The organism is Vibrio sp. 811 (assembly GCF_033339195.1).
Window position 1 is genome coordinate 33,750 of sequence record NZ_JAWOUB010000028.1, and the last position, 10,358, is coordinate 44,107.

12 protein-coding genes and 4 pseudogenes are annotated in these 10,358 nt (G+C 38.7%); 2 read left to right on the forward strand and 14 right to left on the reverse strand.

Annotation, left to right across the window (positions count from 1 at the left end; genetic code table 11):
• Nucleotides 1-88: 88 nt before the first annotated feature.
• From R7Q46_RS23025 to R7Q46_RS23035, 3 genes are all read right to left on the reverse strand, one after another.
• Entirely contained in the window at nt 89-490 is a 402-nt protein-coding gene (locus tag R7Q46_RS23025) for a DUF2007 domain-containing protein (RefSeq protein WP_151514849.1), read from the reverse strand.
• Nucleotides 491-1,050: 560 nt separating this feature from the next.
• Nucleotides 1,051-1,416: a T6SS amidase immunity protein Tai4 family protein gene (locus R7Q46_RS23030; protein WP_053306977.1), complete on the reverse strand. Its 366-nt coding sequence runs from the start codon at nt 1,414-1,416 to the stop codon at nt 1,051-1,053.
• A 152-nt stretch (nt 1,417-1,568) separates the two neighbouring features.
• Entirely contained in the window at nt 1,569-2,090 is a 522-nt protein-coding gene (locus R7Q46_RS23035; protein WP_137282083.1) for a GNAT family N-acetyltransferase, read from the reverse strand.
• A 227-nt stretch (nt 2,091-2,317) separates the two neighbouring features.
• On the opposite strand from R7Q46_RS23035, the pseudogene R7Q46_RS23040 reads away from it, so the two are divergent.
• Nucleotides 2,318-2,425, forward strand: a pseudogene (locus R7Q46_RS23040) (type II toxin-antitoxin system Phd/YefM family antitoxin); the annotation flags it as partial.
• A pseudogene (locus tag R7Q46_RS23045) lies at nt 2,411-2,605 on the forward strand (type II toxin-antitoxin system RelE/ParE family toxin); the annotation flags it as partial. The pseudogenes R7Q46_RS23040 and R7Q46_RS23045, both read left to right, overlap by 15 nt.
• Before the next feature lie 191 nt (nt 2,606-2,796).
• Here the strand turns inward: R7Q46_RS23045 and R7Q46_RS23050 are convergent.
• From R7Q46_RS23050 to R7Q46_RS23100, 11 genes and pseudogenes are all read right to left on the reverse strand, one after another.
• Complete coding sequence (locus tag R7Q46_RS23050; RefSeq protein WP_033907473.1) at nt 2,797-3,099, reverse strand: hypothetical protein; 303 nt, start codon at nt 3,097-3,099, stop codon at nt 2,797-2,799.
• Nucleotides 3,099-3,410, reverse strand: a complete 312-nt coding sequence (locus R7Q46_RS23055; RefSeq protein ID WP_198556806.1) for a type II toxin-antitoxin system YafO family toxin — start codon at nt 3,408-3,410, stop codon at nt 3,099-3,101. Before R7Q46_RS23055 ends, R7Q46_RS23050 begins: the two co-directional genes overlap by 1 nt.
• A 759-nt stretch (nt 3,411-4,169) precedes the next feature.
• Nucleotides 4,170-4,508, reverse strand: a pseudogene (locus R7Q46_RS23060) (T6SS effector amidase Tae4 family protein); the annotation flags it as partial.
• Nucleotides 4,509-5,144: 636 nt separating this feature from the next.
• Nucleotides 5,145-5,420: a hypothetical protein gene (locus R7Q46_RS23065; RefSeq protein ID WP_198556807.1), complete on the reverse strand. Its 276-nt coding sequence runs from the start codon at nt 5,418-5,420 to the stop codon at nt 5,145-5,147.
• Nucleotides 5,421-5,562: 142 nt separating this feature from the next.
• Nucleotides 5,563-5,724, reverse strand: a pseudogene (locus R7Q46_RS23070) (transposase); the annotation flags it as partial.
• 353 nt (nt 5,725-6,077) lie between these two features.
• Complete coding sequence (locus tag R7Q46_RS23075; protein WP_151514854.1) at nt 6,078-6,536, reverse strand: NUDIX domain-containing protein; 459 nt, start codon at nt 6,534-6,536, stop codon at nt 6,078-6,080.
• 141 nt (nt 6,537-6,677) lie between these two features.
• Nucleotides 6,678-6,950 carry a hypothetical protein gene (locus tag R7Q46_RS23080; RefSeq protein ID WP_025441781.1) on the reverse strand — a complete coding sequence of 91 codons (273 nt, stop codon included), beginning with the start codon at nt 6,948-6,950 and terminating at the stop codon, nt 6,678-6,680.
• Between the two features lie 8 nt (nt 6,951-6,958).
• A complete protein-coding gene (locus tag R7Q46_RS23085) occupies nt 6,959-7,360 on the reverse strand; it encodes a type II toxin-antitoxin system YafO family toxin (RefSeq protein WP_151514855.1) in 402 nt (133 codons plus the stop codon).
• A gap of 1,018 nt (nt 7,361-8,378) precedes the next feature.
• Nucleotides 8,379-8,624, reverse strand: coding sequence for a DUF2442 domain-containing protein (locus tag R7Q46_RS23090; RefSeq protein WP_029823389.1), 246 nt, complete (start codon nt 8,622-8,624; stop codon nt 8,379-8,381).
• Nucleotides 8,602-8,922 (reverse strand): DUF4160 domain-containing protein, encoded by a 321-nt coding sequence (locus tag R7Q46_RS23095; RefSeq protein WP_318077812.1) that lies wholly within the window; start codon nt 8,920-8,922, stop codon nt 8,602-8,604. The genes R7Q46_RS23090 and R7Q46_RS23095 overlap by 23 nt, the downstream gene beginning before the upstream one ends.
• A 214-nt stretch (nt 8,923-9,136) precedes the next feature.
• Nucleotides 9,137-9,799, reverse strand: coding sequence for a hypothetical protein (locus R7Q46_RS23100; protein ID WP_151514859.1), 663 nt, complete (start codon nt 9,797-9,799; stop codon nt 9,137-9,139).
• Nucleotides 9,800-10,358: the final 559 nt, after the last annotated feature.

A 10,358-nucleotide genomic window follows, 5' to 3' on the forward strand; every position in this document is an offset into this window, starting at 1 on the left:
CTGACTTCTTGTATAGGCACTAGACCTAACTCATCGTAAAAATATTACGAGTACAAATTATCTCTTTAATGCCTTGTTATCTAAAGATTTAAAGTTTTTCACTAAACTCCCCACACTGCTTACACTTATAACCATGCTTGTAAAAAAACAGTGGAAAATCCAGTAAAATAAAAACTAAGAAAGCTGGGCGTTTACCTTTTGTAAATGCAAATAGATCTTTACTACCACATTTAGGGCAAACGTCTTTTTCTTCATCAACGTCAACTTCATTTCCCAATGATTCTGAGAAATCGCTACTAAGTATTTGTTTCGCATCTTCTGCATCACTTTCGGCCACCATCAGACGGACGCCGCCTATTGCATTTGAATAAAGCCACTGAGTATTTACCGTGTGCTCGTCAGCGATGTAACTTTCTATTCCGACACTATCTAGGCTTGCTCTCGCAATATGAGCTTCATGAGGAAAAGAAAACCTTGCTACTACAATCACATATTGCTCCTTGTGGGAAAGCGCTCCCGTAAGGTATAAGAAACGCTAATTGGAAATGCCACGTATGGCACGCTAGCCTGAGTAGTTTGTTGTACCTAATCACCCAACCACAACTATTGAAGCTACATCGACATCAAAATCATATGAAAAAATAACGGCAAACAAACAGCCATATGAGCCATGTCGGTGCTTGATACATTTTTCAACTTTATCACGAGCACGACCATAACCCACACTGTAGCGGACGCTAAGCCTAGATAATTATCTAAGTCATTGTAATAATCATACTTATCAAGGAAAGATAGAAAATTACTCTCTTTAGTTTCCACCGCCTTTCTAAGCACCTCATTTGCAATTGAGCAATAGTATTTCGAGAAACTCAGGAGAGTGAACTGAACGAGTGTTGCTACTATTAAAAATATCTTCATATTTACATCACCGCATAATGCCCCGCTAAGAGATGAGTAATTCAATACAGAAGCCACTAAAAATCATCTTAATCACTCAACGTATTGCGCCGTAAAAATACCACACGTTGCGAATCAACTTTGAGCAGTTTGTTATAACTCTGATTTCGCATTAATATATAGCTTATGAACATCGTCTGAATTAGAAAAGTCTATACAGTAGGCCAATTTGATCACGTTACCATTTTTTGATTTGTAAATAGCCATATCATATTTTTCCAATAGCTCGCTAACCCCAAAGAATGACTCCAAAGGAAGCTCGGAAAACTCTCTGTAGCCTTGCATCGCCGTTATCGCATCTTTCGCAACAGCTGATCCTTTGTAATTAGTCGCAATGCAAGATGAGAGAGCGAAGTTTTTAAACAGTTGCTCATCGCTTTGAATACTTAGTGGATTCGCGGCCTCTCCTACACTACAAAGAGCAATACTTATGCTGGTTACTAGTACTCTACATTTCATAAATTAAACCTTTTGCTTCCTAAGAGTTGCAGCACATTATTAAGGAGTGAGTATCACAATACAAAACTGCCCCACATCACTTAAATCAACTCATAGTGAAAATGCCATGTGTAACCACTCTTGTTGTGAACCAATTATTAGCCCACTACAGACTAATACATATACCCTAACCAATCTATATGACCAAAAGCCCAAGTTTTGCCGCTGATAGGTTTAACATATAAATCATCTAGTTGCTCTACAGCAACACCGTAATTTTTATGTTCGTGAACTCGCAACCAAGAACTTAGAGAGTTAAGGCGCTGATAACCATTAGCCAGATAAAAACGCTCCAAATCGGAGACTAAAATGATGAAGTCGACATCTTTAGTGGACGCATACTCGCTGAGTTGAGACAACATTGTTGTGCCAATACCTTGTCTTTGAACTGTGCTCTCGACGCAAAAGTCACTCACACCTAATACTTTATAAATTTCATCACCAACGCGAACAACTCTGTAGTCTAATCCCATGTAACCAACTAACTGATCACCTTCGTAATTCAGAACTCTCATATGCGGGAGTTGCTTATAGTAAGAGCGAGTAACTTGGTGTTCAGGAAACGACTTGTTTCTAAGAGCTTCAATTGCATTATGCTGCGCTTTAGATAACTCGATTTCTGGGTAAATATCCATATTTGACCTTTGAGTATTAATGACCTTTTGGAGTTGAGCAACGCAATACAAAAGCCGCCGCATACCGATTTAATCACTGAGCTCAACGCCCAGTTAATGCCACGAGTTGAGAATCAATATTAGACAGTTTGTTAGTTTACATTTCGCACGAATCACGCGATTTAATTAAATTGAACATTTCATGCGATACATTATGATCTAACTGTACACTCAATTGGGAACTGGCCATGCATACATTAACAGCCAATGATGCCAAACAAAATTTCGGCGAACTACTTCTAAGCGCACAACGCGAGCCAGTAAAAATCAGCAAAAACAGTAAAGATACTCTGCTATCAGGGTTTCAGATGCTAGCTGATAATCCAGATTTAGGAAGAAGTTGTGACGAGATGTACCCAAATGGCTTTTATTTCCCGATAGGAAAACACACAGCTTGTTTCACCAAAGAAGATAACTTTATCTTAGTTGTTGCTGTATTAGGTCAATCACAGCTACCCCAGAATCATCTGAAATAACACGATTTTCACCTTAGAAGCATAATTAGGGTGAGAGTTTATCCATGTAAACTAACGCCGCATTAAGGTGTGAGCAACGCTACCACGAAACTTAACCAGACCACCATAAAGACAAAACCCAACGATGGAGTGAAAAATGCCATGCGTTGGGAATCACTCTTAAATGCTTTGTTATTTGAATTTATTATGGGCTACTCTACTTCGATGAAATCATCATCACACTTACCACCATGTTGTTTCTTGTATTTTTCAAACTCTATATCTGTTTCTAAGTCACCAGTAGGCCAACCAGCATCTAGTTGTGTCAGCATGTCAGATATTGGCGACCAGCCGACAATATCAGAAGTCGTTTTATTCAACCAACATTTACCATCCCAGTATAAGTAGTCATACGAGCCAAAACCACTAAGATGTCTTATTGCAACTAAGTAGACACCAATTTCGCTAGGCTCTGTACCCTCAAACCATGTAGCTTTGATCTTAACTTTACTCATTATTTCTGATTCCTAAATGCTTCCACCTTATCAATTAACCAACTCATAGACTCGGGTCTTCTCGCCGGCACATGAGCACCATCCACCAAGAAATCGATTATAAAGTAAGCATTGATGCATGTAGCATCCTCAGTATAAATTAAGACACTATCACTTGTATTAATATAGCCAAGTTTTAGCGTTTTAACTTTATCTAGTATATGAATATGCATTAACCCAACATCTTCTGCTGCAGGAGCTGGTCTATGATATGGGACTTCTTTACCAAAATATGATATCTGATGACCTTGCTTGTGACGGCTTAAAGTCATGAATTAATAAATCTAGGTCTTTGTTAAGTTTTCTTTCCTCACTGAGAACCCTAGTTACGTATACTTTGACCTCCATGTTTAAACCGTTTCTCTTTTATTTGACTTCTACAAATTCAGTGAAACTTTCACTTTGCCTATCTTTAGCACGCTCAAAGCTCCTTTTTGCTCTATTTATAGCAACATAATGAGAGGGGAAAGTTTCCTGTTTTTTCGCCTTAGATCTTGATTTTTATTTCATTTTTACTCCTTTAACGTTAAATATCTAAATCTAAATTCCAATAACGCTCTGTTAAGGTGTGAGCAACGCAATACCGACGCTTCCGCACAACACCTTAACCACTAAACGCAACGCATAGCAAAAATGCCATACGTTGCGAATCACTCTTAAATAGTTTGTTATGTAACTTTACTCAACCTGAGTTAACAAGCTCAGATTTTCTAGAAAAAAAGGATCGTATTCCAAAGTAAAACACTTCGCGAGTAAAGGAGACGTCTCATTCTTATAATTAATTGCGGGCTCATATTTTTTTACTAGCCTAGATACTTCAACGAAAGTGTCTGGTGATATAGAATTCATTTGCACTATACCTGCAGAGATATTTCTAATATCACCTAAGTCATAGTTTTTATGTTGAAAGTACTGATATAAACAATTCGCTCTCGCGAATTGTATTAGTCGTTCATCGATATTAGATTGGGGACCAGTATTAGCTTTTAAAGATAATGACATCAGTAAAAGTATGAAAGTCATAACCTTGATCATGTGCACTCCCAGAACAGAACTTTGTGAGTGACTGATGCATACCCTTGGTATACGCATTTATTCCCACCCCATAGGTCAGCATGCCCTGTCGCATCACTCCATCCGTCAACTTGATAGATAATTATGCCCTTACGCTCTTTAATTTTCTCTAGGTGCTCTTCGGGAGTCAGCTCTTCAGGGCTAAAGTATTTTTCTGATAGGTATTTGATAAGAATTTTGACTCGAAAAATATACCAAAATTTATCTTGTCCCGAAGAGACTTGAAGACTCATTTTTCCTTCCGGACTAATCGCGTTGTAACGAGGAATTTTGTGTTCTACGCCGCTACCATTAAGAGCTTTGGAAACTCAAATAGCACAAGCGTTTGAAAATATACCTAGTTCGTACTTCGAACCTACTTTACCACCAATTTTTTTAAAAACCACATTAGCTGGTAAAGCAGGGTAATTGGCACGAAGATTTTCCCATGTTGGCAATTTCATTTTCACCTCAATCCTTAGTAAGTATCTTAAGATATATAATGTGCCGCTGATTCGACCTCATGTAAAAAAGAGAAGAAAATTTTATAATTGAAATCATATTGTTTTGAAACTGACTAATCATGAAGTTACATAACGCCGCATTAAGGTGTGAGCAACGCTACCACGAAACCAAACCATATCACCGTAAACACGAAACCCAACCTTGAACTGAAAATGCCAAGCGTTGGGAATCACTCTTAAACAGTTTGTTAGCTTTATTTTAGAGAAGGTCTCTTGAAAAATTAACCACATTATTTCCAAATACACTTATAGCATCGTTTCGTAGTGATTTAATGAGCAACCTCAATTCAATCAGATCGTTACCGTAGTCTGATATTTCATCCTCATCGTCAGAGTTCTCACAAACATGTGCCCATTGCTTTTCCAATGACTCCAAACCTTCTAGGACTAATTTCATATCCGAAGATGCTAAATCTAAAGTTATCCGTCTCAAACTACTTTACCCTCTTTTTTAAACACCCTTGTTGCTTTCAAAGCCATCTCTTCCAGTAACCCCTTATACTTATCTAAAGGCATATTTGTGACAGGTGCGATACCGTAATGATGTGGCTTATCATTTACAAGCTTTAGCCCCTGAGGAGGGCGCGTGTTGGGTGGAAACCTCCAAACCCAACCCGTCATGTTAGATTGGTTAATACCAGTCTTGTCAAATACACTGATCCCCTTTCCATTAGCAATTATTACCGTTGTACCATTTAACTGCATCGTTTCCACATCCTTAGATCTCACATGCGATAGCTTGGGAGTTTCCTTATTACCAATCCTAAATAGTTCTTCGGGTAAGATGTAAATTACCACCTTCTAAAGAAGGTGGCTTTGTGTGATCCCCCTAAGAGGGGGCCTTTGTTTAGTCCAGCGCCAATTGCTGCTGCTCTACTCGCTCTTGCTTCTCTTGATGTCTTACATATCGGCGTATTATTTCTTCATTGATTCCAACACTATCGACAAAATAGCCTCTTTGCCAAAAGTGATTACCCCAAAGCCTGTTCTTCCTAAGGTGAGGAAACTTGATTGTATCTACTCATGTTATTTGTCCTCTTTGGCTTCTGGAAAAATCAAAGATGCATTTAGCATGAGTAGATTTACAGGCAAAGCCGAAGCGGATGATAACCACCTACTGAAGTAGGTGGTTTAAGGCTGAAAATAAAAATCTTTCGGAAACATAATTAACTCCAGATGAAATAAAACCTGAACATTAATTACGAACTAACAAGTGACCTAATTGTCGATATTAAATATACGATGGAGTTAAAACTCGTGTGTAATAGCCATGAAAAGCCGCATAACGCCTTAACCACTAAAACCAACGCATAGTAAAAATGCCATGCGTGCCGAATCACTCTTGAACAATTTGTTAGCTTTCTAGCCAACGAAGTACGCTGAATCATTTTCTGCAAACAACGGGTAAGGAAGCTCAAGCCTTGGCATATTCCCCTTTGAAAACCATTTAAGGCTTACCGTTTCATCATCGATTACGGATTGAGAAGAACTTTCTACTACACATTTGAACATGATGACTGTGTATTCAACTTGATCACCATTTGGGTATGTAAAACCAAAACCCTCACCACCAAATACACCAAGTAGGCGATCTACTTTTACATCTAAACCTGTTTCCTCGCGCACTTCCCTGGTCAATGCTTCCACTGGCGACTCTTGAGGTTCAATCATTCCGGCAGGAAGACTCCATGTACCATCTGATTTTTGCTGAAGTAGTGGCTCTTTGTTTTCATTTAAAATGATACCCGCAACGCCGGGGATAAGAAGTGGCATGGTTCCAATCTTAGAACGAACCTCTTTGATATAGTCACTTGCGCTCAATTTTCCTCCTTGAAAGCTAACGCCGCATTAAGGTGTGAGCAACGCTACCACGAAACCAAACCATATCACCGTAAACACGAAACCCAACCTTGAACTGAAAATGCCAAGCGTTGGGAATCACTCTTAAATGCTTTGTTAGCCCTAGGATTCTGACCAAAGTTCAGAGTCATCTTCTGATAGCTGTTGAAGCTCTCTTTCTATAACTACATCTTCAGGCCATTTGATATCCAAGGAGTTCTTGAATTCTTGAATATCTACATAAGCAATTATGTCACCCTCTATTTGTAACTCCCACGCCGAGCCATTCCACTGAGCAAAATCATAAACACCTGCAGCTGGCCCTAGTTTTACCGCAACAAAATACATACCAACAAATGATGGCAGTCCTTTTTCCCAATTCAACTCAATACTCATACTACCTCCTAAAACTTTTCACGAAAGCGTTCAGCTACGTCGGCCAATTCCATTAAGTAAAGTGGTTTTAATTTACATAATTGATGAGCGTTTTCAATAAAACCTAAGAGTAAAAAGTAATTTTTATTCAAAAAGCCCTCGCAGTAGATCAACGCGGTGTTACTGGTCTTATGATATGAAAGCTTCTTCAAATGCCGAAGTTTGGATGAAGAATCTCTAATATGGATGTGGGACATCCCAGCCTGCTTGACCTGACTTGGAAAATCATAAGTAATGTCTCGACCAAATGATTCGTGGGGAACACCCGTTTTCTTGTAATCTTTGAACTGACTGACCAATAAATCTAGTTTACTTTTATCAAGACTATCTCTAAATCCTGAGCTTACAAAAACCTTTACATCCTTGTTCATTTTTATTACTCCATTTCAATAAAAGTTACTTTGTTCCTTATTTTTGAATCATTCATCGTTGCTCGTTCAGTTAACGCTGCTGAACGCCTGATTTCATCTCTTTTGAGTGCTTCTGTCTTATTGTCACCATCTAAGACTTTTTCTTTTTGAGAACTATCGCTTTTTTCCTTTGTTGCATATTACACTTTCCTCTCTATTTAATTTAGGGCTAACGCCGCGTTAAGGTGTGAGGCACGCAATACCGAAGCCTCCGCATAACACCTTAACCACTAAAAACAACGCATAGTAGAAATGCTACGCGTGCCGAATCACTCTTGAACAATTTGTTAGCAGTCAATTATTTCGACACTCTCATCTATATTTATACTCCCTTTAAATAAGACATGCGGTGTTCTGAAATAGAGAAGAGGGCTAGCTCCGATAGATATTTGTTGCGCATAGTAACGCTCAGTTTCTGGCTGCAAGTCTGACATCTCACTGAGCCGAGCAACATCAAACTTGAAGTAATCAATTTCTTTAGCAGACCACTCACCAAACTTTTGCTCTTTTGACCAAAAGAAAGTGCTATTGCATTCGTCCAACCCTAAGTTCAACGCCTCGAATCTAAAATAGGCCCTAAATTCGATAGCTGTAGACCTTGTTCTATCAAAGCTTTTTTAATCTTATGAGGATGTATCGGACTTAAATGAAGTACGTCATTCCAGAGAGAGTCTAGAGGTAATACCCTACGCTCTAATGCTCCCTCTCTGTCTCGATATTTCTTCACGTGAAACTGATACAAGTTGTCATGCACTTGTTTCAACTCATTGAGTGGAAACAGCATATTGCCTTGTAAATTGACAGGTACTCTGTGGTATAGATACATATTTAAATCCACCCATTGACTGCTAACGCCTTGTTAAGGTGTGAGGCACGCAATACCGAAGGTTCCGCATAACACCTTAACTACTAAAGCCAACGCATAGCCAAAATGCTATGCGTTGCGAATCACTCTTAAACAGTTTGTTATAAACTCGATTTACAGCTTATTTTCGTATAGATGTTCAACAGGAAAGATCATTGTGTAGTCGTCCCAGTTTAAGTTTCCATCAAGCAAATCAAACTGCAAAAAGCGAGAGATGTCTTTATATACATCGTAATCAGGATGGCCAACACTAAAGATGAATGGAGCAAAATCAACGATTGAAACGTGATTATCACTAAACTCTATTTCTAAAATATGACCCGTAACATGTGTAACTTTAACCACTGATAGTTCTGACATTTTTTACCTTCTTCGTAATTGTAGTTGGACTTACAAGCTTTTTCTTAACAAAATAGTCAATCCACTTTTCTACAATATCATCGGTATAACAGTTTACAAACTCTTCAAACTCACGCTTCTTTTTGCTCTCTAATCCTGCACCTTTATCTTTAACGACAATTTTTGTAATGCGGCCATTTTTCAAGTGAATTTCCGCTTTAGACTCTTTACCTTGAAACTTACCATGAATATGAATTGGCTCATGTTCGTTACTATAAAAGAACAATATAATCCCTAAGTACTCATAAATTTTCGGCATGCACACCTCCTTGAAATGAAAGTGCATTTTCATGCATGCTGTTGATTATTGAGTGTGAACGTATCTAAACTTCGAGCCGTGCCAGTGTTTATAACGCCTTGTTAAGGTGTGAGGCACGTAATACCAAAGCCTCCGCAAACCACCTTAAACACAAAACGCAACGCATAGCAAAAATGTCACGTGTTGCGAATCACTCTTAAACAGTTTGTTATACCTAAATTCCACGAATTTCCGTACGCATCTGAGTCATTAGCAACTTAGACTGCACCTGAATATCTGATGATATATCATTCAGTTTCGCCAAATATTCTTCTTGGATTGAAGTTTGCTGATGTAGGACTATTTCCGTCAATTTACCCATGAATTCATGTGCTGTATTCATTGATAATTCAGTCAAATCTTCCAACTGTTGAAAAGTACCAAGCATCTCGTCGGTTGCAATCAGCTTTAACCTATTAGACTCTGACTTTAATTTGAAAAAGTCTTCTCCTCCTTCGCGCATGATAAGTGAAATTTGTTGGCTAAACCACACTAACACTTCACGAGTTTTCTCTTGGTTGTTTTCAGCCGAAGCTGCCATAAAATCATTAAGGTATTGATCGAAAATAGGTTGCATGCGCCCCATTATTTCACTTTGATTTTTCTTTCCAAACTGATCCAAACTAGCAACATAGTTGGCATACTCAGTGGCTTTCAAGTCAAAGACTTTTAAGCGCCTTTCGGCATCAAACCTTAAGTCTTGCTCTAGCCTTTTGAGTTGCCTTTCATGCCATGATTTAAATAGAAATGCGAATACGATCCAACCCGCATTGAACAACCCAAAAAGCCAAACATAGTATTGTGGGTCTTTTTGAATAATTTCGTAAATACTGCTCATTTGCTTCCTTAGGTATAACGCCCTGTTAAGGGGTGAGCAACGCAATACCGATGCTGCCGCATACCACCTTAATCACTTAAGCCAACGCATAGTGAAAATGCCACGCGTTGCGAATCCCTCTTGAACAGTTTGTTAACTGAGCGCCTTTCAGTTTTCGCCGTTCTTTCAGCCACTTTCGCCAAAGCTCATTTTGCTAATTAATGATTAGCAAAGCTAACCCAAATTTGTATTTAACCAAAAAATTACCGTTTATCTTTAGTTTGAAATGCGTCTCACAACACCATACTTCGGCGATGTAAGTATGCCGGACTAATCGCGAATGCCTTATATTATTAGAAGGCTTTGTGCCGCCTTTCACATCAGTAAACTTAAGTATCAAACTGAAATTAGTCACATTAGCTCAGCTAAGGAAACCGACCGAACACGCTAAATCTCTGAACCTAGAAACTGTATCATTGCGCTTTCATATTTTCTGCGCCAGTTAACGCCTTGCTAAGGTGTGAGTAACGCAATACAAAAGCTACCGCACAGCGCCTTAATCACATAAACCACCGCAAAG